Origin of the sequence: Pseudomonas subflava, assembly GCF_023823685.1 — a bacterium.
GTDB lineage: Bacteria > Pseudomonadota > Gammaproteobacteria > Pseudomonadales > Pseudomonadaceae > Aquipseudomonas > Aquipseudomonas subflava.
On the sequence record NZ_JAMXBF010000001.1, the window covers coordinates 129,677 to 151,256 of the forward strand.

Annotated in this window: 20 protein-coding genes; 12 read left to right on the forward strand and 8 right to left on the reverse strand. The window is 67.7% G+C overall.

From position 1 onward, the window contains the following. Positions 1–51 precede the first annotated feature (51 nt). From NF616_RS00625 to NF616_RS00640, 4 genes are read right to left on the reverse strand one after another with little or no spacing between them, the layout of a single operon-like run. Positions 52–456 (reverse strand): META domain-containing protein, encoded by a 405-nt coding sequence (locus tag NF616_RS00625; protein WP_252271021.1) that lies wholly within the window; start codon positions 454–456, stop codon positions 52–54. After that, the gene (locus tag NF616_RS00630; protein WP_252271023.1) at positions 453–890 is read right to left on the reverse strand and encodes a hypothetical protein; all 438 of its coding nucleotides are present in this window, start codon (positions 888–890) and stop codon (positions 453–455) included. The genes NF616_RS00625 and NF616_RS00630 overlap by 4 nt, the downstream gene beginning before the upstream one ends. Positions 891–918: 28 nt before the next feature. Beyond that, positions 919–1,914 carry a 2-hydroxyacid dehydrogenase gene (locus tag NF616_RS00635; RefSeq protein ID WP_252271029.1) on the reverse strand — a complete coding sequence of 332 codons (996 nt, stop codon included), beginning with the start codon at positions 1,912–1,914 and terminating at the stop codon, positions 919–921. Positions 1,915–1,950: 36 nt separating this feature from the next. After that, the gene (locus NF616_RS00640) at positions 1,951–4,701 is read right to left on the reverse strand and encodes a response regulator (protein ID WP_252271032.1); all 2,751 of its coding nucleotides are present in this window, start codon (positions 4,699–4,701) and stop codon (positions 1,951–1,953) included. Positions 4,702–4,810: 109 nt separating this feature from the next. Here NF616_RS00640 and NF616_RS00645 point away from each other — a divergent pair, with 109 nt between their 5' ends. The 12 genes from NF616_RS00645 (at position 4,811) to NF616_RS00700 (ending at position 18,649) form a co-directional block, all read left to right on the forward strand. Beyond that, the gene (locus tag NF616_RS00645) at positions 4,811–5,512 is read left to right on the forward strand and encodes a response regulator transcription factor (RefSeq protein ID WP_252271034.1); all 702 of its coding nucleotides are present in this window, start codon (positions 4,811–4,813) and stop codon (positions 5,510–5,512) included. Further along, positions 5,509–6,852: a HAMP domain-containing sensor histidine kinase gene (locus NF616_RS00650; RefSeq protein WP_434091838.1), complete on the forward strand. Its 1,344-nt coding sequence runs from the start codon at positions 5,509–5,511 to the stop codon at positions 6,850–6,852. The genes NF616_RS00645 and NF616_RS00650 overlap by 4 nt, the downstream gene beginning before the upstream one ends. A 135-nt stretch (positions 6,853–6,987) precedes the next feature. Then, positions 6,988–9,255, forward strand: a complete 2,268-nt coding sequence (locus NF616_RS00655; RefSeq protein ID WP_252271037.1) for a TonB-dependent siderophore receptor — start codon at positions 6,988–6,990, stop codon at positions 9,253–9,255. Between the two features lie 88 nt (positions 9,256–9,343). Then, on the forward strand, positions 9,344–10,291 hold the full coding sequence (locus NF616_RS00660) for an alpha/beta hydrolase (RefSeq protein ID WP_252271048.1): 948 nt from the start codon (positions 9,344–9,346) through the stop codon (positions 10,289–10,291). Continuing rightward, positions 10,288–10,557 (forward strand): DUF3649 domain-containing protein, encoded by a 270-nt coding sequence (locus NF616_RS00665; RefSeq protein WP_252271053.1) that lies wholly within the window; start codon positions 10,288–10,290, stop codon positions 10,555–10,557. Before NF616_RS00660 ends, NF616_RS00665 begins: the two co-directional genes overlap by 4 nt. After that, positions 10,554–12,092 carry a PepSY-associated TM helix domain-containing protein gene (locus NF616_RS00670; RefSeq protein WP_252271056.1) on the forward strand — a complete coding sequence of 513 codons (1,539 nt, stop codon included), beginning with the start codon at positions 10,554–10,556 and terminating at the stop codon, positions 12,090–12,092. Before NF616_RS00665 ends, NF616_RS00670 begins: the two co-directional genes overlap by 4 nt. A 1-nt stretch (position 12,093) precedes the next feature. Continuing rightward, positions 12,094–12,429, forward strand: coding sequence for a DUF3325 domain-containing protein (locus NF616_RS00675; protein ID WP_252271058.1), 336 nt, complete (start codon positions 12,094–12,096; stop codon positions 12,427–12,429). A 114-nt stretch (positions 12,430–12,543) separates the two neighbouring features. After that, positions 12,544–13,446: a cysteine synthase CysM gene (gene cysM, locus NF616_RS00680; RefSeq protein ID WP_252271068.1), complete on the forward strand. Its 903-nt coding sequence runs from the start codon at positions 12,544–12,546 to the stop codon at positions 13,444–13,446. A gap of 49 nt (positions 13,447–13,495) precedes the next feature. After that, positions 13,496–14,863, forward strand: coding sequence for a 23S rRNA (uracil(1939)-C(5))-methyltransferase RlmD (gene rlmD, locus NF616_RS00685; RefSeq protein WP_252271098.1), 1,368 nt, complete (start codon positions 13,496–13,498; stop codon positions 14,861–14,863). Positions 14,864–14,944: 81 nt separating this feature from the next. Further along, positions 14,945–17,191 carry a GTP diphosphokinase gene (relA, locus tag NF616_RS00690; protein WP_252271100.1) on the forward strand — a complete coding sequence of 749 codons (2,247 nt, stop codon included), beginning with the start codon at positions 14,945–14,947 and terminating at the stop codon, positions 17,189–17,191. A 58-nt stretch (positions 17,192–17,249) separates the two neighbouring features. After that, positions 17,250–18,089, forward strand: a complete 840-nt coding sequence (mazG, locus tag NF616_RS00695) for a nucleoside triphosphate pyrophosphohydrolase (RefSeq protein ID WP_252271104.1) — start codon at positions 17,250–17,252, stop codon at positions 18,087–18,089. Positions 18,090–18,109: 20 nt separating this feature from the next. Continuing rightward, complete coding sequence (locus NF616_RS00700; RefSeq protein ID WP_252271105.1) at positions 18,110–18,649, forward strand: DUF2058 domain-containing protein; 540 nt, start codon at positions 18,110–18,112, stop codon at positions 18,647–18,649. 39 nt (positions 18,650–18,688) lie between these two features. On the opposite strand, the gene NF616_RS00705 is transcribed toward NF616_RS00700, so the two are convergent. The 4 genes from NF616_RS00705 to purM all read right to left on the reverse strand — a co-directional run bounded on the left by NF616_RS00705 (position 18,689) and on the right by purM (position 21,486). Further along, the gene (locus NF616_RS00705) at positions 18,689–18,967 is read right to left on the reverse strand and encodes a Rho-binding antiterminator (protein ID WP_252271106.1); all 279 of its coding nucleotides are present in this window, start codon (positions 18,965–18,967) and stop codon (positions 18,689–18,691) included. Positions 18,968–19,058: 91 nt separating this feature from the next. Next, positions 19,059–19,775 (reverse strand): DUF3108 domain-containing protein, encoded by a 717-nt coding sequence (locus NF616_RS00710; protein WP_252271107.1) that lies wholly within the window; start codon positions 19,773–19,775, stop codon positions 19,059–19,061. Between the two features lie 8 nt (positions 19,776–19,783). Beyond that, complete coding sequence (gene purN, locus NF616_RS00715) at positions 19,784–20,428, reverse strand: phosphoribosylglycinamide formyltransferase (RefSeq protein WP_252271108.1); 645 nt, start codon at positions 20,426–20,428, stop codon at positions 19,784–19,786. Then, the gene (gene purM, locus NF616_RS00720) at positions 20,428–21,486 is read right to left on the reverse strand and encodes a phosphoribosylformylglycinamidine cyclo-ligase (protein WP_252271109.1); all 1,059 of its coding nucleotides are present in this window, start codon (positions 21,484–21,486) and stop codon (positions 20,428–20,430) included. Before purM ends, purN begins: the two co-directional genes overlap by 1 nt. Positions 21,487–21,580: the final 94 nt, after the last annotated feature.

Here is a 21,580-nt window from a genome sequence, read left to right on the forward strand (position 1 = left end):
TTTCCCCGGATTGCATCCGGGCTACCGCGGAAAGAGGCCGCGGAAGGCTGCTCAGCCTTCTTCCGGGGATAGGCGGATCGGCTTGCCCTCGGCCGGCCACAGGCGCAGCTGGCCGACGCCGGACACGTCCCAGCGCTGCACTTGGCCCAGGGCCTCGAGAAAGCGCTGTTCCTGCTCCATCAGCTCCGGCGCGCACAGCTTGCGGGTGGCGCCGGCCTGGCCGAAGTTCAGCTTGTCGCCGTCGCGGCTGTAGTTGGCGAACCAGTGGTTGCAGCCGGCGTTGCCGTACGCACGACCATCGTCGCCGAGGGTAATGGTCAGGTGGCTGCGCTCGACCAGCGGGCGCTCGCCGATCCACTCAACCTGGTAGGTCTTGTCGCTCTCCAGCTGCACCGGGTCGCCGGCGCAGCCGGCCAGGGTGGCGGCGAGCAGGGCGGGGATGAGGGCGTGTTTCATGCGCGTTGTTCCTTGCAGGCGGGGCAGAAGTGCTTGCCGGCGCGGCTGGTCCAGCCCAGTTCGACCAGGCGCTGTTCCGCGGCCGGTGCCTGGGCCTTGGCACCGAGCGAGGCGTCGACGGCGAATTCCAGGTCGATGCGCTTGCCGCAGCCGTCGCAATCCACCTGCCAGTTGTGGATTGCCAGCTCGCGGAAGGCCGGGCCGCTGGCCACTGCCATCCACTGGCCGGGCGGGTTGATCAGGTGGCGGACCTTCTCCACGGCCAGGCTCATGGACAGCTCGCGGCTGCCCTTGAGGGTGACCAGCAGGGTGTCGCCGGCCTGGATGGCGCCGCCGTTGCCGGTGACCTGGTAGCGGCCCGGTGCCAGGGCGCGGCACTCGGTCAGGGTGTGTTGCGGGTTGAGCAGGGTGTAGCGGAAATCGTGGGTGGTCATGAAGCCTCCTGAAGCTGCGCGGATGCTATCACGCGGCCGGCGTCACCCGGTTGACCGGCGCGCCGGCGGCCCAGGCGGCGATGTTGTCCAGGGTGGTGCTGGCGATGGCGGCCAGCGCCTCGCGGGTGAGGAAGGCCTGGTGGGCGGTGACGATGACGTTGGGGAAGGTCAGCAGGCGCGCCAGCACGTCGTCTTGCAGCGGCTGGTCGGAGCGGTCCTCGAAGAACAGCTCGGCCTCTTCTTCATAGACATCCAGGCCCAGGTAGCCGAGCTGGCCGCTCTTCAGCGCGTCGATCAGCGCCGGGGTGTCGACCAGGGCGCCGCGGCCGGTGTTGATCAGCATGGCGCCGTGCTTCATCTGCGCCAGGCTTGCGGCATTGATCAGGTGGCGGCTGCTCTCGGTCAGCGGGCAATGCAGGCTGATCACGTCGCTTTGCGCGATCAGCTCGTCCTGGCCGACCTGGCGGGCGCCGATCTGCTCCAGGCCGGCAATGGGGTAGGGGTCGCTGATCAGCAGCCGGCAGCCGAAGCCGGCCATGATCCGCGCAAAGGCCAGGCCGATCTGCCCGCCGCCGATCACGCCGACCGTCTTGCCGTGCAGATCGAAGCCGGTCAGGCCATGCAGGCTGAAGTCGCCCTCGCGGGTGCGGTTGAAGGCGCGGTGGATGCGCCGGTTCAGCGCCAGGATCAGCGCCACGGCGTGCTCGGCCACCGCATGCGGCGAATAGGCCGGCACCCGCACCACGGCGAGTCCCAGGCGCTCGGCGGCGGGCAGGTCGACGTGGTTGTAGCCGGCCGAGCGCAGGGCAATCAGCCGCGTGCCGCCGGCGGCCAGACGCTCCAGCACCGGCGCGGAAAGATCGTCGTTGATAAAGGCGCACACCACCTCGCTGCCCTCGGCCAGGGCGACGGTATCCAGGGTCAGAAGGCTGTCCTGGAACTGCAGCTGCCAGCCGGATGGCAGCGCCTGCGTCTCGAAGCTGGCGCGGTCGTAGGGCTTGCTGCTGAACAGGGTGATGCGCATGGCGTTCTCCTTGGGCCGGCCGGGCGTCGCCCTGGCTCAGGCGCTGACCGCGGCTTCCTCGGCCAGGCGGGCGATGGCCGCGTCCAGCTCGTCGAGGGCGACCTGGGCCGCCGGGTCGTCCTGCTTGAGCAGGGTCTCGCTGCGCTGGCAGGCGGCGCGCAGCTGCGGCACGCCACAGTAGCGGGTGGCGCCGTGCAGGCGGTGGACCCGCTCGATCAGCGCGCTGCGCTCGTTGGCCTCACGTGCCTGGCGAATGGCCTGGCGGTCGGCGGGCAGGCCGGCCAGTAGCATGCTGAGCATGTCGTTGGCCAGGTCCGCCTTGCCGGCGGCCAGGCGCAGGCCTTCCTCGGGGTCCAGTACGCGCAGGTCGGCGCTGATGGCCGGCGCCTCGGCGGCGGACGGCTGCGGATGGTTGCGCAGCGCCAGGCCGGTCCACTTGAGCACCACCTGGACCAGCTGGCGTTCGTTGATCGGCTTGGTCAGGTAGTCGTCCATGCCGCCTTGCAGCAGCGCGCGTTTCTCGTTGGCCAGGGCGTGGGCGGTGAGGGCGACGATCGGCAGCGGGCTGCGTTCGCGCTCCTGCTCCCACTGGCGGATCGCCTCGGTGGCCTGGCGGCCGTCCATGCCGGGCATCTGCACGTCCATGAACACCAGGTCGAAGCTGTGCTGCTGCACCGCCTCGACCGCGGCGTAGCCGCTGTCCACCGCCACCACCTCGGCGCCCATGTCGCCGAGCAGGGTCTGCACCAGCAGCAGGTTGGCCGGGTTGTCGTCGACACAGAGCAGGCGTGGCGGCCGGCTGGTCAGCGGGGCCGGGGCCTCGACCTTGGCCGGGCGCGGACTGACCAGCTCGCCGAGAGCGCGCAGCAGCTTGCGCGTGCAGGCCGGTTTGGCCTGCAGCTGCGCCTGGGTGTCCGGCAGGGCCTCGTGGTAGAGCGCCTGCTCGGTGGTGGGGCAGAGCACCAGGGGCTTGCAGCCGAGGCGGTCGAGGTCCCACAGGCGCTTGCCGAGTCGCTCCGGCGGCAGCTCCTGCAGATTCACCCCGAGTACCGCCAGCTCAATGAGCTGGCCGGCCTCGCGGCTTCGCGCCACCTGTTCGAGCAGGGCATCGAGGCTGGCGAATTCCAGCACCTCCAGGCCGCAGTCCTGCAGCTGGTGATGCAGGGCCTGGCGGACCATCTCGTGGCTCTCCAGCAGGGCCACACGGCGGCCCTGCAGCGGCGCGCGGGGCAGATCGTCGGCATCGTCGCGAGCCTTGGGCAGGGTCAGGCTGATCCAGAACTCCGAGCCGCTGCCGGGGCTGCTCTCCACGCCGATCTCGCCGCCCATCTGCTCGATCAGACGCTTGGAGATGACCAGGCCGAGCCCGGTGCCGCCGGCCTGGCGGCTCAGCGAGTTGTCGGCCTGGCTGAAGGCCTGGAACAGCGCGCGCAGGTCGTCGTCGGAGAGGCCCACGCCGGTGTCCTGCACGCTGATGCGCAGCTGGGCGCGTTCGTCGCTCTCGTCCTCGACCATGGCGCGCACGGCGATGGTGCCCTCGCGGGTGAACTTGATGGCATTGCTCACCAGGTTGGTCAGCACCTGCTTCAGGCGCAGCGGATCGCCCTGCAGTGCCAGCGGGGTATCGCGGTAGATCAGGCTGACCAGCTCCAGCTGCTTGTCGTGGGCGGAGGGGGCGAGGATGGTCAGGCAGTCCTGTATCAGGTCGCGCAGGTTGAACGGGATGCTCTCGAGCACCAGCTTGCCGGCCTCGATCTTGGAGAAGTCGAGCACCTCGTTGATGATCCCCAGCAGGCTCTCGGCGGACTTCTCGATGGTGCCCAGGTAGTCCTGCTGGCGCGGCGTCATGTCGCTCTTCTGCAGCAGGCCGGTGAAGCCGAGGATGCCGTTGAGCGGGGTGCGGATCTCGTGGCTCATGTTGGCCAGGAACTCGGACTTGATGCGGCTGGCCTCCAGGGCCTCCTTGCGCGCCAGGTCCAGCTCGATGTTCTGGATCTCGATGGTCTCCAGGTTCTGCCGCACGTCCTCAGTGGCCTGGTCGATGCTGTGCTGCAGCTCTTCCTGGGCGTTCTGCAACGACTCGGCCATGCGGTTGATGCCCGCCGCCAGCTCGTCCATCTCGTGACTGCCCAAGGGTGGCAGACGGGTTTCCAGGTGGCCTTCCTTCAACTGGCTGACGCCCTGCTGGATGGTGCGCAGCGGATCGTTGATCGTCCGGCTCATGCGCAGGGCGAGCAGGGCGGTGACGGTGAGCCCGGCGACGATCAGCAGCAGGCTGGCGAACAGGCTGCGGTAGCCCTGCAGCAGGGTGCGATGGTGCGAGAGCTCAAGTTCGACCCAGCCGAGCAGGCGATCGGCGCTCTCCGCCTCGGCGCCGGCCAGGCCCTGGTGGCGACCGAACACCGGCATCAGGAAGCGCGTGGCGTCCTGGCTGGTGCTGGTGGCCAGCGGCTCGACGGTGGTTTGTGGTGGCGGGTTGAGCATGTCCGGCCCGGCCTGGGCCAGGCCGTCGCGCTCGGCGGAGAGAAAGCCGACGGCGCGTACGTCCTGCTGGTTGAGCGTGCGTTCGGCGAGGCGCTCGAGCTGCGCTGCATCGCCCCGGGCCAGGGCCGGCGCTGCCAGCGGCGCCAGGTGCTGGACCACCAGCTCGCCGCGCTGCTGCAGCTGGCTGCGCAGGTCGGCCAGCTGCATCCAGGTGAAATAGCCACCCAAGACCAGCGCCAGCAGCGTGGTGGGTAGCAGGGTGAGCAGCAGCACGCGGCCCTTGATGCCGAGATCCTTGAACACGATGTTCTCCAGCAAGGTGATGGGTGCAGTTTAGCGAGTCGCCGGGTGGGAATCTGCCCGAGCTTTTGGCAGAATGCTCGATAATTATTCTCATTCGAGATTCATCCGCATGTCTGCCGCCTCTGCCCGTATCCTCGCCATCGAGGATGACCCGGTGTTGGCCGCGCATCTGCAGGAGCACCTCGGCCGCCGCGGCTTCGACGTGACCCTGCGGGGCGACGGCGACGCCGGCCTGACGCTGGCCTGTACCGAGCCCTTCGATCTGGTGCTGCTGGACATCCTGCTGCCCGGTCGCAATGGCCTCGACGCCCTGGCCGAACTGCGTCGTCGCCGTGGCGTGCCGGTTATCCTGATGTCTGCCCTGGGCGCCGAACAGGATCGCATCGCCGGTTTCAGCCAGGGCGCCGACGACTACCTGCCCAAGCCCTTCGCCATGGCCGAGATGGAGGTGCGTATCGACGCCATCCTGCGTCGCGTGGCTTATGAACGCCGCGAGCGGGAGCCCGCGAGCGCAGCGCTGCCGGAGCTGGATGAGGCGCACCAGGATGTGCGCCATGCCGGGCAGTGGGCGCAGCTGACCGGCACCGAATTCCGATTGCTGGAACTCCTGGTGCGCCATGCCGGCGAGGTGCTGAGCAAGGCGTTTCTCTACCAGCAGGTGCTGCACCGCCCCTGGTCGCAGCACGACCGCGGGCTGGACATGCACGTCAGCCACATCCGTCGCAAGCTGCAGGCCATCGGCTACCAGGCCGGCCGCGTGGAGACGGCCTGGGGCAAGGGCTACCTGTTCCAGCGCGACGAGAATCAATGATGCTCACCCTGCACTCGGTGTTCTGGCGCCTGGCGGTGTTGCTCATCAGTTTCTGCCTGCTGATCGTCTGGCTGGTGTGGTACTGGGGCGGGAGCGTCGAGCAGGTCGGCTACCGCCTGAATGAGGAGTCCCAACGCCAGTTGCTGGAATATGCGGCCGAGGCCGAGCAGGCCTGGCGCGGCGGCGGGCGCGGGGGTGTCGATCGCTGGCTCGAACAGATGCGGCAGCGCGAGGCGGGCTGGGTCGCCGTGCTCGGCCCGGGCCTGCATTCGTTATCGAGCCGCGAGCTGAGCGGTGCCGAACTGGAGCGGCTGACCTTCGTCCGGCGCATCGATTGGCCGATGAGCAAGCGCAGCATCGGTCTGCCCTGCCTGCTGGTGCCGTTCCCCGGGGTGCCCGATGAGGGGCGCCTGGCCATCGAATTGCCCGAGCGCATGTTGCCACCGGGTTTCACCCTGACGACTCAATTGCTGGTGCATGGCCTGGTGCCGGGGGTGTTGGCATTGCTGTTGTGCCTGTTGATCTATCGCCTGCTCATCGCGCCGCTGAAACACCTGCGGGAACAGGCCGACGCCCTGCGGGGCGATCACCTGAATACCCGCGTGGCGCCACAGGTCAGTCGCCGCGACGATGAACTGGGTGCATTGGGGCGCGCCTTCGATCACATGGCCGAGCGGCTGGAATACACGGTGAGCTATCAGCGCCAGTTGCTGCGCGATCTGTCCCACGAGCTGCGCACGCCGTTGTCACGGCTGCGCGTGGCCGGCGAATGCGCCAGCGACGTGGAAGTGCTGCGCCAGCGTCTGGAACGCGAGGTGGAATGCATGCAGCGGCTGGTCGACGACACTCTCGAACTGGTCTGGCTGGACACCGAGCGGCCCCAGCCGGAGCTGGAGGAGATCGACGTGCCGGCGCTGTGGAGCGTGCTTGGCGAAGACGCCTGCTTCGAGAGTGGCTGGGAGGCGGCGCGGCTGCGTTGCGAGCTGCCTGCCGACTGCAGGGTGCGTGGCCATCTCAACGGCCTGGCCCAGGCTCTGGAGAACATCCTGCGCAATGCCATCCGCCATTCGCCTGCGGATGGCGTGGTGCGCCTCGGTGGCAAGCGCGACGGCGACCATTGGCACCTGCACCTCGAGGACCAGGGCGGCGGTGTGGCGGCTCAGCAACTGGAAACCATCTTCCGCCCCTTCACCCGCCTGTGCGCCGCCCGCCCGGGGGGAGAAGGATTCGGACTGGGGCTGGCCATCGCTCGCGGCGCGTTGCGTATGCAGGGTGGCGAGCTGTGGGCGGAGAACGGTCGCGAGGGTTTGCGCCTGAATATACGGCTGCCAAGTGTATAAATTGTAAATGCACTTTACTGACAAATAGGAATTTCTATCATTTGCGCCGATTTCCACGCGCGGAGCGTGGTCGCGTCGGCATTCCCGCTCATTCGTCGATCGTTTCCGCGCCTGTCTGCCTTCAGGAGAAGATCGATGTCCGCGCGATTCAACTTGAGTCACCTGTCCATGGCCTTGCTGGCCGCCACGGCGGTGGCTGCCCCCGCCACGCCGTTGCTGGCCGCCCCGCAGGCCGACCAGGTGCCGGTCATGGCCGATGATCTGCCGGTGGAGGGCAGCGAGCAGGCCCTGCAACTGGAAGAGACCCGCGTGCTGGGCACCGCCGAGGAAGAGCTGAAGCAGGCTCCGGGCGTGTCGATCATCACCGCCGAGGACATTCGGAAGCTGCCGCCGACCAACGACCTGTCCGAGATCATCCGCCGTGAGCCGGGCGTCAACCTGACCGGCAACAGCACCAGCGGCAGCCGCGGCAACAACCGCCAAGTCGACCTGCGCGGCATGGGCCCCGAGAACACCCTGATTCTCATCGACGGCCAGCCATCCACCTCGCGCAACGCGGTGCGCTATGGCTGGAACGGCGATCGCGACACCCGCGGTGAGACCAACTGGGTACCGGCGGAGCAGGTCGAGCGCATCGAAATCCTGCGGGGTCCAGCGGCCGCGCGCTACGGTTCCGGCGCCATGGGCGGGGTGATCAACATCATCACCAAGCGCCCGACCGAGAAGCTCAGCGGTTCGGTCACAGCCTACACCTCGCTGCCCGAGGATGACGCCGAGGGGATGAGCAAACGTACCAACTTCAGCCTCAGCGGCCCGCTCAGCGACGCCTTCTCGTTCCGCCTGTACGGCGGTGTCAGCACCACCGATGCCGACGACGCCGACATCAATGCCGACCACCAGGCCAGCGCCGACGCTATGGTTTCCGGCCGCGAGGGCGTGCGCAACAAGGACATCAACGGCCTGCTCAGCTGGCAGCTGAACCCCGAGCAGGTCCTCGACCTGGAGGCCGGCTACAGCCGCCAGGGCAACATCTACGCCGGCGACACCATGAACAACAACGGTGGCGGCAACCCCGAGTTCATCAGCAGCCTGTATGGCCGGGAAACCAACGTGATGCAGCGCACCAGCTATGCGCTGACCCACAAGGGCGACTTCGACTGGGGCACGTCCAAGGCCTCGTTGGGCTACGACTACACCCGCAACTGGCGCCTCAACGAAGGCCTGGCCGGCGGCCCCGAGGGTGCGCCGAGCGAGGGCGCCGGCGCCTTCATGTCGCGCCTGCGCAACACCCGCGCCAATGCCGAAGTGAACCTGCCGCTCAGTGCCGGTTTCGAGCAGGTGCTGACTCTCGGCAGCGAGTACCTCTACGAGTCGCTCAACGACCCGGGCTCGCTGCGCACCCAGTCGGGCTGGGACCCGGTGCCGGGCGACATCCCCGGCTTCAGCCGCGGCGAAACCAAGACCACCGCGCACAGCTATGCGCTGTTCGTCGAGGACAACATCGAGATCGGCGAGCGCACCATCGTCACGCCCGGCCTGCGCTTCGACGATCATGAGGAATTCGGCGGCAACTGGAGCCCCAGCCTCAATGCCTCCCACGAGCTGACCGACGAGCTGACCCTCAAGGGCGGGATCGCCCTCGCCTACAAGACCCCCAACCTGTACCAGTCCAACCCTGGCTATCTGCTGTACAGCCGCGGCAACGGCTGCAACGCCAGCGAGCCGAATACCGGCAGTGGCTGCTACCTGGTGGGCAACCCGGACCTGGAGCCGGAAACCAGCGTCAACAAGGAAATCGGCCTGGCCTTCGACAAGGGCAACTGGCGTACCAGCGCGACCTACTTCCGCAACGATTACCGCAACAAGATCGTTGGCAGCAACGAGTACATCTTCCGCCTGGCCAACGGCCGTCGCGTGCTGCAGTGGGAGAACACCGACGAGGCGGTGGTCGAGGGCGTGGAGGGCAACTTGTTCGTCGAGCTGACCCCGAGCCTGGACTGGAACACCAACTTCACCTACATGCTCGAGTCCGAGGACAAGGAAACCGGCGAGCCGCTGAGCGTCATCCCCGAGTACACCCTCAACAGCAGCCTCGACTGGCAGGCCACCGCGCAGCTGTCGTTCCAGTTGACCGGCACCTACTACGGCAAGCAGGAGGCGCCGAGCCTGAACCGTCGCACCGGCCAGGAAATCGATGCGCAGGCTCAGCAGGACGTCGATCCCTACGGCCTGGTGGGCGTCAGCGGTGGCTACGAGTTCAACCAGAACTACAGCCTGCGGGTCGGCATCAGCAACCTGTTCGACAAGCAGATCTACCGCGAAGGCAACGCCAACGACGCCGGTGCCAACACCTACAACGAGCCGGGACGCGCCTACTACGCATCCGTCACCGCCTCGTTCTGATTCAACCTTGCTCCTGCCCGCCGCTCCGGCGGGCCCTCGGCTCCGCCCGGCTTCGGCCTGGCGGGGCCTTTCCTTGAGAGGTACTCGCATGCGTCGCTTTGATCGCCGACTCATTGCCTCCCTGCTCGGCCTGCTGCTGAGCCTGCTGGCGTCGACCGCGCCGGCCCGCCCCGATGCCCAGCAGCGCCTCGGCGAGACCCTGGTCGAACGCGGCTCAGCGCACTACCGCTTCGAGCACTTCGAGCTGGCCTCGGCCGACGGCCAGCGCCACTATCGGGTGCGCCTGGGCATTCCGCGTAGCGCGCCTCCGGCGGCCGGCTACCCCGCGCTCTATTTGCTCGACGGCAACGCTGCGCTGGCAGCGCTGCGCGAGGACTGGCTGGCTGAGCTGAGCCAGGGCCAGCCGCCGTTGCTGGTGCTGATCGGCCCGGCCAGCGACAACCGCCTGGACCTCGAAGCGCGGATGCTCGACTACACTCCCGCGCCACCCGCCGGTCCCGGCACCTTGGACCCGGCGCTGGGCGATCGCCCCAGCGGCGGTGCGGAGGCGTTTCGCGAACTGCTGGTGCAGCGGATCCGCCCGCAAGTATTGAAGCGGGTCGCCGTGGACGAGAGCCGTCAGGGCATCTGGGGCCATTCGCTGGGCGGGCTGTTCGTACTCGACAGCCTGTTTTCCATGCCGGCCGCCTTCCACTTCTATATCGCCGCCAGCCCCTCGCTCTGGTGGCAATCCGGCCTGCTGCTCGAGCGCCATCGCGACTTCGCCGGGGCCCAGGCGCGCCTGCTGATCCTGCGTGGCAGCGAGGAGCGCCCGTCATATCGTGCGGGTGCGGTGGACTCGCCGCGGGTGCGGGCCATGGCGGCGGTGCCGGCGGACGCGCCGCTGCGGCTTGCCGAGCGTCTGGATGCGCTGCCGGGCATGCACGCCGAGTTCCGCCAGTTCGCCGGCCTCGGCCACGGGCCGATGCTGGCAGCATCGCTGCGTCCGGCGCTGCGCCTGCTCGCCGGTCTCGAACCGTGGGAGGCCACTCCATGAGAGCCGTGTTTTCCCGCGCCATGGCTGCGCTGCTGGGCGGCTATGCCTTCACCTACGCCTTTACCGCCTGCCTGGCGCGTCTGCTGCCGTTGGATCGAGTCGACTCGTTGCTGGTCGCCAGCCTGCCGGCGTTCGTCGTTTACGCCCTGGCGGTGCTGTGGGCCTTTGCGGCGCGTGACGCCTGGCGCGCCTGGCTTGGTGTGCCGCTGGCGCTGCCACTGGCGCTGATCGGCTTTTGGCCGCAACTGCTGGAGCATCTGGGATGAAAAAGCAGACCCTGACGCAGGCCATGGCCTGGCTGCATACATGGAGCGGCCTGCTGTTCGGCTGGCCGTTGTTCGCCATTTTTCTCACCGGCAGCCTGGCGGTGTTCGACCAGGAGATCGACCACTGGATGCAGCCGGAAGTCCAGCGCCAGGACGTGCCCGTCGCCCTGGCGGCCGAGCATGCCGTGGCCTACCTGCAGCGCCACCACGCCGACGCCGGCGCCTGGAACATCGCCTTGCCTAGCGAGCGCGATCCTGGCCTGCGGGTAACCGCCGGGGATCGTCGCCGCGGCATCAGCACCGACCTCGACCCGCGCACCGGCGAGCCGCTGAAGGTGCGCGAAGCCGCCGGTGGCAGCTTCTTCTTCCATTTTCACTACACCCTCAACCTGCCGCGGCAGATCGGCATCTGGGTGGTTGGCCTGGTGGCGCTGGTGACCCTGGCCACGCTGGTCAGCGGCATCATCATCCACAAGAAGCTGTTCAAGGAGTTCTTCACCTTCCGCCCGAACAAGGGGCAGCGGTCCTGGCTGGACTTCCACAACGCCAGTGGCGTGCTGTTGATGCCGTTCCACCTGATGATCGTCTATACCGGGCTGGTCATCTTCGGCCTGATCTATCTGCCGGCCGCACTGCACGCCTTGTATGACGGCGACTTCGAAGCCTTCTATCAGGAGGCCATCGGGGAGGCCCCCCATCATCACGGACCGAGCCGCGCGCCGCTAGCGACGCTGGTCGCCCTCGGTCCGTTGCTGGCGCAGGCGGAGGAACGCATGGGGCCGCTCTCGGCAGTGAGCATCAGCCATCCCGGCCGGTCCGACGCTCTGGTCGAGGTGCGCCGCGTGTTGGGCAATCGCATCGCCCTGAGCAAGGGCCACAACATGGTGTTCGACGGCGTCAGCGGCAAGCTGCTCGCCGGCCCGCCGGAACTGCGGCCGAGCGTGTTGACCCAGCGGGTGATGTTCGGCCTGCACTTCGCCCAGTTCGGCGGCTACCCGATGCGCTGGCTGTACTTCTTCTGTGGCCTGGTGGGCAGCGCGATGATCGCCAGCGGGCTGGTGCTGTTCACCGTCAAGCGTCGACGCAAATATCTGGTCGAGGGTAGGGCAGGGGACTTCGGTCATCGTCTGATCGAGGGCCTGAATGTTGCCGTGATCGCCGGTCTGACCCTGGCCTGCATCGGCCTGTTCTGGATCAACCGCGTGTTGCCGGTGGAGCTGGCTCAGCGTGCCGGTTGGGAGCTGCGCCTGTTCTTCGCGCTTTGGGCGCTCACTCTGCTGCACGGCTGGTGGCGCCCGCACCTGCAGGCCTGGAGGGAGCAGCTTGGGCTGGCCGCGCTGTTGTGCCTGGGCCTGCCGCTGCTCAGCGCGCTGACCGTCGACCACCCCTGGGACGATCGCACCCGGCTGTTGCTGGAGGCGACCAGCGTGATCTGCGGCGCGCTGCTGGCCTGGACCACCTGGCGCATCGGTCGACGCGCCGAGCAGCCGGCACCGCGGCGGCACAAGGCGAGCGCCGCGCTGGAGGTGAACTGAGATGCTGAGCGCTTTCTTCGGCGGGCTGGTGCTCGCCTACGCCGGCATGGTCGGCCTGTGTCAGGGCCTGGAGCGTCACTACAAGCAGGTGTGGCAACGTTTGCCGGCACCGGTGTTGCGCCGTGGGCTGCGCCTGGCAGGCTGGGCTAGTCTCGCGGCCAGCTTCGCCGCCAGCGTGGCGGCCTGGGGGTGGGCCATGGGTCCTGTGGGCTGGTTCGGCCTGATTTCTCTGGCGGGCTTCGCCCTGGTCATGCTGCTGCCCTATGCGCCACGCCTGAGCCTACTGCTGGTACCAGCGGGGGCGTTCGCCTGGGGCCTGGCCTGGCTGATCGCCTAACCGCGTGTACCGGGCGGGTGGCCTGGCGCGCGCCGCCCGGGCGCCCGGCAGTAGGGTCGCGGCGGGTTTGCCGCTATCATAGGCGCCCCTTCCGTGTCTGGACCGAACACCGCCATGACCGTGCAGTACCCCACCATTGCCGACTGCATCGGCAACACCCCGCTGGTCCGCCTGCAGCGCCTGCCCGGCAACACCTCGAACACCCTGCTGGTGAAGCTTGAGGGCAACAACCCGGCTGGCTCGGTGAAGGACCGTCCGGCGCTGTCGATGATCACCCGCGCCGAACTGCGCGGCGACATCCAGCCCGGCGACACGCTGATCGAGGCCACCAGCGGCAATACCGGCATCGCCCTGGCGATGGCGGCGGCGATCAAGGGCTACAAGATGATCCTGATCATGCCGGACAACTCCACCGACGAGCGCAAGTGGGCGATGACCGCCTACGGCGCCGAGCTGATCCTGGTCAGCCGCGAGGAGGGCATGGAGGGCGCCCGCGACCTGGCCGAGCGTCTGCAGGCCGACGGCCGCGGCAAGGTGCTGGACCAGTTCGCCAACGGCGACAACCCGGAGGCCCACTATCTGAGCACCGGCCCTGAGATCTGGCAGCAGACCCAGGGCGGCATCACCCATTTCATCAGCTCCATGGGCACCACCGGGACCATCATGGGCACCTCGCGCTACCTCAAGGAGCAGAACCCGGCGATCCAGATCGTCGGCCTGCAGCCCCAGGAGGGCTCGGCCATTCCCGGCATCCGCCGCTGGCCGGAGGAATACCTGCCGAAGATCTACCAGGCCGAGCGGGTCGACCGGGTTATCGACATGTCCCAGGCCGAGGCCGAAGACACCATGCGGCGCCTGGCGCGTGAGGAGGGCATCTTCTGCGGCGTGTCGTCCGGCGGTTCGGTGGCCGGCATGCTGCGCCTGTCGCGCGAGGTGGAGAACGCGGTGATGGTGGCGATCATCTGCGACCGCGGCGACCGCTATCTGTCGACCGGTATCTACCAGCAGCCCCAGTGATTTTTCGCCGGGGCCCGTGCCCCGGCCAGCAGTTCAGCAGGTGAGAAAGATGGCCAAGCGCAGCGGCGGTTTGCGTTTCCAGCCCAGCGGCGGCGAGCGCAAGGCGCAGGTGCCGGTAGGCAAGAAGCAGCGCCTGCTCGTCGAGCGGATGGCGCACGACGGGCGCGGCATCGCCTTCCAGGACGGTCGCAGCTGGTTCATCGCCGGCGCGCTGCCGGGCGAGGAGGTCGAGGCCCGTGTGCTCAGTGCCCGTGCCCAGGTGGTGGAGGCGCGCGCCGAGCGCGTGCTGCGCGCCGCCGAGCTGCGCCGCGCGCCGCACTGCGTTCATGCCGGCAGCTGTGGCGGCTGCACGCTGCAGCATCTGCCCCATGACGAACAGCTCGCCCTCAAACAGCGCACCCTGGCCGAGCAACTGAAGCGCTTCGCCGGGCTGGAGCCGGAGATGTGGGTCGCCCCGCTGACCGGCCCGGAATTCGCCTACCGCCGTCGCGCGCGCATCGCCGTACGCTGGGATGCCAAGGCCCGGCGCCTGGACATCGGTTTCCGCGCCGCCGCCAGCCAGGACATCGTCGCCATCGACCAGTGCCCAGTGCTGGTACAGCCCTTGCAGCCGATCCTGCAGGCGTTGCCGGCGCTGCTGCGTGGCCTGGACAAGCCCCAGGCCCTCGGCCATGTCGAGCTGTTCCATGGCACCCGCTCGGCCGTACTGCTGCGCCACATGGCGCCGCTGGGCGAGGCCGACCTGCAGCGCCTGCGCGCTTTCTGTGCCGATCACGATGCGCAGCTGTGGCTGCACGGGGCCGGCGAGCCGGAGGCCGATCAGGCCGGCGCCGATGGTGCGGGCGAGCCGCTGGGCTATCGCCTGGACGCCTTCGGCCTGGAGCTGCAGTACCGCCCTGGCGACTTCGTCCAGGTCAACGGGGCGGTCAATCAGGCCATGGTCGAACAGGCGCTAGAATGGCTGGCGCCGCAGACTGGCGAACGGGTGCTGGACCTGTTCTGCGGCTTGGGCAACTTCGCCCTGCCGCTGGCGCAGCGGGTGGCCGAGGTAGTGGCGGTGGAAGGCGTGGAAGCCATGGTCGAGCGGGCGCGGGCGAATGCAGAAGCCAGCGGTCTGGACAATCTGCACTTTCACCAGGCCGACCTGTCGAAGCCGCTGGCCGAGGCGGCGTGGGCAGCCCGGGGTTTCGACGCTATCCTGCTGGACCCGCCGCGCGACGGCGCGTTCGAGGTGGTGAAGGACATGCGACGGCTGGGCGCGCGGCGTCTGATCTACGTGTCCTGCAACCCGTCGACCCTGGCGCGCGACAGCGCCGAGTTGGCGCGACAGGGCTACCGGCTGAAACGGGCCGGCATTCTCGACATGTTCCCGCAGACGGCGCATGTGGAGGCGATGGCGTTATTCGAGATGGGCTAGGACGCCCATGCAATCCGACCGGTCCGGAAGAAGGCCGGCGACAGTTCGGCGAGTGAACGGAACGCCGTAGGGAAGGTAGCGATGGTACAGGTGAGAGCGCACCAGCCGATCAACCTCGATGGCAGCATCGATCTCGAGGCCTGGCTGGACCATATTCTGTGCGTCGATGCGGCACTGGACCGCGAGGCGCTGAAGCAGGCGTGCGAGTTCGCCCGCGAGGTGGAACAGCAGGCCAACGCGGCGCAGAACCTCTGGGCTGAGGGCACCTCGAGCTTCCAGATCGGGCTGGAGATCGCCGAGATCCTCGCCGACCTCAAGCTCGACCAGGACAGCCTGGTGGCCGCGGTGATCTACCGCGCCGTGCGCGAGGGCAAGACCAGCCTGAAGGTGGTGGCGGAGCAATTCGGCGCGGTGGTGGCCAAGCTGATCGAGGGCGTGCTGCGCATGGCCGCCATCAGCAACAGCGTCAACCCGCGTGAATCGGTGGTGGTCGGCTCCCAGGCCCAGGTGGAGAACCTGCGCAAGATGCTGGTGGCCATGGTCGACGACGTGCGCGTGGCCCTGATCAAGCTGGCCGAGCGCACCTGCGCGATCCGTGCGGTCAAGCATGCCGACGACGAGAAGCGCCATCGCGTCGCCCGCGAGGTGTTCGACATCTACGCGCCGCTGGCCCATCGCTTAGGGATAGGCCACATCAAGTGGGAGCTGGAGGACATCTCCTTCCGCTACCTGGAGCCGGAGCAGTACAAGCAGATCGCCAAGCTGCTGCATGAGCGCCGCCTGGACCGCGAGCAGTACATCGCCGACGTGATGCAGCAGCTGCGCGAGGAACTGACCGCCACCGGCATCAAGGCCGACATCAGCGGCCGCGCCAAGCACATCTATTCGATCTGGCGGAAGATGCAGCGCAAGGGCCTGCAGTTCAGCCAGATCTACGACGTGCGCGCCGTACGCGTGCTGGTGCCGGAGGTACGCGACTGCTACACCGCGCTCGGCATCGTGCACACCCTGTGGCGGCACATCCCCAAGGAATTCGACGACTACATCGCCAACCCCAAGGAGAACGGCTACCGCTCGCTGCACACCGCGGTGATCGGCCCGGACGGCAAGGTGCTGGAGGTGCAGATCCGCACCAGCGCCATGCACGAGGAAGCCGAGCTGGGCGTGTGCGCGCACTGGAAGTACAAGGGCACCGACGTCAAGGGCGGCTCCGACCACTACGAAGAGAAGATGGCCTGGCTGCGCCAGGTGCTGGAGTGGCACGAAGAGCTGGGCGACATCGGCGGCCTGGCCGAGCAGCTGCGCGTGGATATCGAACCCGACCGGGTCTACGTGTTCACCCCCGACGGCCACGCCATCGACCTGCCCAAGGGCGCCACGCCGCTGGACTTCGCTTACCGCGTGCACACGCAGATCGGCCACAACTGCCGCGGCGCCAAGGTCAATGGCCGCATCGTGCCGCTGACTTACAGCCTGCAGACCGGCGAGCAGGTGGAGATCATCACCTCCAAGCAGGGCGCGCCGAGCCGCGACTGGCTCAACTCCAACCTCGGCTACGTCACCACCAGCCGCGCGCGGGCCAAGATCGTCCACTGGTTCAAGCTGCAGGACCGCGAGCAGAACGTGGCCGCCGGCAAGGCCATGCTCGAGCGCGACCTGGCGCGCCTGGCGCTGGCGGCGGTGGACTACGCCAAGCTGGCCGAGAAGTGCAACCTGCGCACCGCCGAGGACATGTACGCGGCGCTCGGCGCCGGCGATCTGCGTCTGGCCCACGCGGTGAACCTAGCGCAGCAACTGGTGGAGCCGGAACGTGGCAGCGAGCAGCTCGAACTGATCCCGCGCAGGATGCCGAGTCAGCGCCTGGGCAAGCGCGGCGACATCCAGATCGAGGGCGTCGGCAACCTGCTCACGCAGATGGCCGGCTGCTGCCAGCCACTGCCGGGCGACCCGATCGTCGGCTACATCACCCAGGGCCGTGGCGTGTCCATCCACCGCCAGGACTGCGCCTCGGTGCTGCAGCTGGCCGGTCGCGAGCCGGAGCGGATCATCCAGGTGAGCTGGGGCCCGGTGCCGGTACTGACCTACCCGGTGGACATCGTGATCAAGGCCTACGACCGTTCCGGCCTGTTGCGCGACGTGTCCCAGGTGCTGCTCAACGACCGCATCAACGTGCTGGCGGTGAACACCCGCTCGAACAAGGAGGACAACACCGCCTCCATGCAGCTGACCATCGAGATCCCGGGGCTGGACGCCCTGTCGCGGTTGCTGGCGCGCATCAGCCAGCTGCCCAATATCATCGAGGTCCGCCGCAACCGTTCCGGCACCTGACGCCCTCTCCCCAGCCCCATTCCGTGAGAGGGGCTGGGGCCATCCCAGAGACCGATTCATGCCCGACCGCTATTCCCTCGACGACCTGCTGCACCTGATGGCCCGCCTGCGCGACCCGCAGCACGGCTGCCCCTGGGACCTGAAGCAGAGCTACACGACCATCGTGCCGCACACCCTCGAGGAGGCCTATGAGGTGGCCGATGCCATCGAGCGCGGCGACTTCGCCCACCTGCCCGGCGAGCTGGGCGACCTGCTGTTCCAGGTCGTCTACTACAGCCAGCTTGCGCGGGAGGAAGGCCGCTTCGACTTCGCCACCGTGGTCGACGCCATCACCCGCAAACTGGTGCGCCGCCATCCCCACGTATTCCCCGATGGTGACCTGTACGGCGCACCGGACATGGCGCGGCTGGAGGAGGCGGCGATCAAGCAGCGCTGGGAAGAAATCAAGGCCGAGGAGCGCGCCGAGCAGGCCGCCGCGCCGGAGCAGCTGTCGCTGCTCGACGATGTGCCCCACGCCCTGCCGGCGCTGAGTCGCGCCGCCAAGCTGCAGAAGCGCGCGGCCCAGGTCGGCTTCGACTGGCCGGAGGCGCTGCCGGTGGTGGACAAGCTGCGCGAGGAGCTGGACGAAGTACTGGAGGCGATGAGCGAGAACGACGCCGAGGCCGTTGCCGAAGAGATCGGCGATCTGCTTTTCGTCGGCGTAAACCTTGCGCGCCACCTCAAGGTCGACCCGGAGAGTGCCTTGCGCGCGGCCAACGCCAAGTTCGAGCGGCGCTTCCGTTTCATCGAACAGGCGTTGCGCGATGCGGGGCGTCCCATTGAAGATTGCACCCTGGAAGAGCTGGATGCCCTGTGGGGCGAAGCCAAGAAACAGGAAAAACTCAGCCTTGGCTGTTAACTCGAGAGACTGAACCGTTCATGAGCCTTTCCCTCCGTGACCAGTTGCTGAAAGCCGGCCTGGTCAATGAAAAGCAGGCCAAGCAGGCCACCAAGCAGAAACAGAAACAGCAACGCCTGGAGAAGAAGAACCAGGTCGAGGTGGACGATTCCCAGCAGCAGGCGGTGCAGCAGGCCAAGGCCGAGAAGCTGGCCAAGGACCAGGAGCTGAACCGCGAGCAGCAGGAAAAGGCGCAGCAGAAGGCCATCGCCGCGCAGATCAAGCAGCTCATCGAGAGCGCCCGTCTGCCCAAGCTGACCACCGAGGACTACTACAACTTCGTCGACGACAAGAAGGTCAAGCGCCTGTCGGTGAATAACCTGATGCGCGACAAGCTGAGCCGCGGCTCGCTGGCCATCGTCCGTCACGGCGGCGGCTACGAGGTGATCCCGCGCGAGGCCGCGCTGAAGATCCAGGAGCGCGACGAGCGCCGCATCGTGCTGCTCAACACGCCGACCGAAGCGCCGGACGAGGACGACCCCTATGCCGCCTACCAGGTGCCGGACGACCTGATGTGGTAACGAAAAGCCGGGCAATCGCCCGGCTTTTTATTGGTCGCCTCAGCAGCTCGGCCGATCGTGCAGTAGCACGCGGCCGAAACGGGCGCCGGGGTCGAGCGGGGTGATCGCCAGCAGCCGGTCCAGACGTAGGCGCCGCTCGCCCTGGGTGTCGCGCACCACGAGGAATTCTTCCTTGGCCGCCGAGGTCTCGGTGGTCATGGCCTGGGCCTCGAGTTCGCCGCCGTCCACCCATTCGATGCGCAGCCGGTAGCGGTGCAGGCAGGCGACTTCGAGATGGTCGTACAGGGCGCAGGCGAGTGGGCGGTAGGCATCGTTCATCGAGATGACTCCAAGTGGATAGGCGCATCCTATTCCTTGCCACAGGCATGAAAAAGCCGGGCATTGCCCGGCTCGTTCGCTGCCAAGGCGTTTACTCGGCGATGCCGGTGACGGTGCGGCCGTCGACCTCGCCGTCCTTGAGCATGATCTGGTATTCCTTGCCGTCCTTCTCGACCTGGTGCAGGCGCACCAGCAGGTAGTTCCAGTCCTTGGCGAACCACAGCACGGTCTTGCGGCTGCTCTGGGTCGGATCGCGCACGCGCTCGACCTTGATCGCGTCGATCAGTCCGGCCTTGGTGCGCACGCGCTCCTCGCCCAGTACGCGGAAGTCGTAGGTCTCGATCTCGTCGCCGTCCACCACCTGGTAGCTCATGCTCTGCTTGCCGGCAGCGACATCGTGCTGCAGCACCAGCTGGTAGGTGGACTTGTCCTGGATGCCGCGGTTGAGGGGGAAGCGCACCGGGTCGCCGCGGTCGTTGCCCAGCACCTGCTTCTCGGTCCAGTCGAAGTCCAGTTCGATCTGCTTGCTCTTGCCCAGGCCGCTGCGCTCGAAGCGGTAGGTCAGCGGCAGGAACGCGGTGTTTTCCATGCGGAAGGTGCTGGTTTCCTTGAGGCTGGCGACCAGCATGGAAGCCTCGAAGCTCAGCTCCCAGCGGCCGTTGTCCAGGGCCGTGAGGCTGCGGCCGGCGGTGCCGCTGATCGGCACCTGCTTCCAGTCGGCGGTGTAGCTGGCGGAGAAGGGCTTGAGCTCCAGGGCCTGAGCCGGCAGGGCCAGCACGGCGAGCAGCATCAGCAGAACGCGGGACATGGAATCTCCTATGTGCGAATCAGATGACCGGCGGCCGGCAGGTCCTTGCCGTCCAGTTGTGCGCCGGACGTGCCCAGTTTCAGGCGACCCTCGGCGAACCAGCGCATCGCCAGAGGATAGATGCGGTGTTCCTGAGTGTGCACGCGCTGGGCCAGACGTTCCGGCGTATCGCCAGACTCTACCGGCACTACCGCCTGTACGACCAGAGGCCCGCCGTCCAGTTCCTCGGTAACGAAGTGCACGCTGCAGCCGTGCTCGCTGTCGCCGGCCTCCAGCGCGCGCTGGTGGGTGTGCAGGCCCTTGTGCTTGGGCAGCAGCGAGGGATGGATGTTCAGCAGGCGCCCCGTGTAGTGGTTGACGAACCCGGGGGTGAGGATGCGCATGAAGCCGGCCAGCACCACCAGCTGCGGGTCGAAGCCGTCGATGGCCTCGATCAGCGCGGCGTCGAAGGCCTCGCGCCCGTCGAACTGCTTGTGGTCCAGCACCCGCGTGGCGATGCCGGCATTCTGCGCGCGGACCAACCCGTAGGCATCGCCGCGGTTGGAGATCACCGCGGCGATGCGGGCCGGATTGCCGTCGTGGGCGATGCTGTCGATCAGGGCCTGCAGATTGCTGCCCGACCCGGAGATCAGGACGACGACGTTGCAGGCCATCAGTGGGCTTTCAGGTTGTTCAGCACGACCAGTTCGGCACCTTCGGCGGCCTGGGCGATCTGGCCGATCACCCACGGAGCTTCGCCCGAGGCGCGCAGGCTGGCGAGGGTGGCCTCGACCTGATCCTGGGCGACGCAGATGACCATGCCGACGCCGCAGTTGAGCACACGGTGCATCTCGTGCTCGTCGACGTTGCCTTTTTCCTGCAGGAAGTCGAACACCGCCGGGCGGGTCCAGCTGGCCACGTCGATCACCGCCTGGGCGCCTTGCGGCAGCACGCGCGGGATGTTGTCGAGCAGGCCGCCACCGGTGATGTGGGCCATGGCCTTCACGGCGCCGGTGTCCTTGATCAGCTTGAGCAGCGGTTTGACGTAGATGCGCGTCGGCGCCATCAGCAGGTCGGCGAGCTTCTGGCCGTTCAGCTCGGTGGCTTCGATGTCTACGCCGGAGACCTCGAGGATCTTGCGGATCAGCGAGTAGCCGTTGGAGTGCGGGCCGGAGGAGGGCAGGGCGATCAGCGCGTCGCCGGTGACCACTTTCGAGCCGTCGATGATCTCGCTCTTTTCGACCACGCCGACGCAGAAGCCGGCCAGGTCGTAGTCTTCGCCTTCGTACATGCCCGGCATCTCGGCGGTCTCGCCACCGACCAGGGAGCAGCCGGCCAGTTCGCAGCCGGCACCGATGCCGGTGACCACGGTGGCGGCCACGTCGACATTGAGCTTGCCGGTGGCGTAGTAGTCGAGGAAGAACAGCGGCTCGGCGCCGCACACGACCAGGTCGTTGACGCACATGGCGACCAGGTCCTGGCCGATGCTGTCGTGCTTGTTCAGGTTCAGCGCCAGGCGCAGCTTGGTGCCGACGCCGTCGGTGCCGCTGACCAGTACCGGCTGCTTGTAGCCGGCCGGGATCTCGCAGAGGGCGCCGAAGCCGCCCAGGCCACCCATGACCTCCGGACGCGCGGTGCGCTTGGCCACGCCTTTGATGCGCTCGACCAGGGCTTCGCCGGCGTCGATGTCGACACCCGCATCCTTGTAGCTGATGGAGGGTTGCTTGCTCATGGGTTTCAGGCCTTTGAAAAGGGGGAAATGCAGGGGGCGGCCGGCACGCCAGGGCCGACCCGCGAAGGCGCGCGATTTTATCAGGCTTGCCCGC

Excerpts from the sequence above, each read along its gene's own strand:
- NF616_RS00645 (WP_252271034.1), top strand. The coding sequence starts at position 4,811 with ATGTCTGCCGCCTCTGCCCGTATCCTCGCCATCGAGGATGACCCGGTG.
- relA (WP_252271100.1), top strand. The coding sequence starts at position 14,945 with ATGGTACAGGTGAGAGCGCACCAGCCGATCAACCTCGATGGCAGCATC.
- NF616_RS00700 (WP_252271105.1), top strand. The coding sequence starts at position 18,110 with ATGAGCCTTTCCCTCCGTGACCAGTTGCTGAAAGCCGGCCTGGTCAAT.
- NF616_RS00670 (WP_252271056.1), top strand. The coding sequence starts at position 10,554 with ATGAAAAAGCAGACCCTGACGCAGGCCATGGCCTGGCTGCATACATGG.
- NF616_RS00675 (WP_252271058.1), top strand. The coding sequence starts at position 12,094 with ATGCTGAGCGCTTTCTTCGGCGGGCTGGTGCTCGCCTACGCCGGCATG.
- purN (WP_252271108.1), bottom strand. The coding sequence starts at position 20,428 with ATGGCCTGCAACGTCGTCGTCCTGATCTCCGGGTCGGGCAGCAATCTG.
- purM (WP_252271109.1), bottom strand. The coding sequence starts at position 21,486 with ATGAGCAAGCAACCCTCCATCAGCTACAAGGATGCGGGTGTCGACATC.
- NF616_RS00705 (WP_252271106.1), bottom strand. The coding sequence starts at position 18,967 with ATGAACGATGCCTACCGCCCACTCGCCTGCGCCCTGTACGACCATCTC.
- NF616_RS00710 (WP_252271107.1), bottom strand. The coding sequence starts at position 19,775 with ATGTCCCGCGTTCTGCTGATGCTGCTCGCCGTGCTGGCCCTGCCGGCT.
- NF616_RS00665 (WP_252271053.1), top strand. The coding sequence starts at position 10,288 with ATGAGAGCCGTGTTTTCCCGCGCCATGGCTGCGCTGCTGGGCGGCTAT.
- cysM (WP_252271068.1), top strand. The coding sequence starts at position 12,544 with ATGACCGTGCAGTACCCCACCATTGCCGACTGCATCGGCAACACCCCG.
- NF616_RS00625 (WP_252271021.1), bottom strand. The coding sequence starts at position 456 with ATGAAACACGCCCTCATCCCCGCCCTGCTCGCCGCCACCCTGGCCGGC.
- NF616_RS00635 (WP_252271029.1), bottom strand. The coding sequence starts at position 1,914 with ATGCGCATCACCCTGTTCAGCAGCAAGCCCTACGACCGCGCCAGCTTC.
- NF616_RS00630 (WP_252271023.1), bottom strand. The coding sequence starts at position 890 with ATGACCACCCACGATTTCCGCTACACCCTGCTCAACCCGCAACACACC.
- mazG (WP_252271104.1), top strand. The coding sequence starts at position 17,250 with ATGCCCGACCGCTATTCCCTCGACGACCTGCTGCACCTGATGGCCCGC.
- rlmD (WP_252271098.1), top strand. The coding sequence starts at position 13,496 with ATGGCCAAGCGCAGCGGCGGTTTGCGTTTCCAGCCCAGCGGCGGCGAG.
- NF616_RS00650 (WP_434091838.1), top strand. The coding sequence starts at position 5,509 with ATGATGCTCACCCTGCACTCGGTGTTCTGGCGCCTGGCGGTGTTGCTC.
- NF616_RS00660 (WP_252271048.1), top strand. The coding sequence starts at position 9,344 with ATGCGTCGCTTTGATCGCCGACTCATTGCCTCCCTGCTCGGCCTGCTG.
- NF616_RS00655 (WP_252271037.1), top strand. The coding sequence starts at position 6,988 with ATGTCCGCGCGATTCAACTTGAGTCACCTGTCCATGGCCTTGCTGGCC.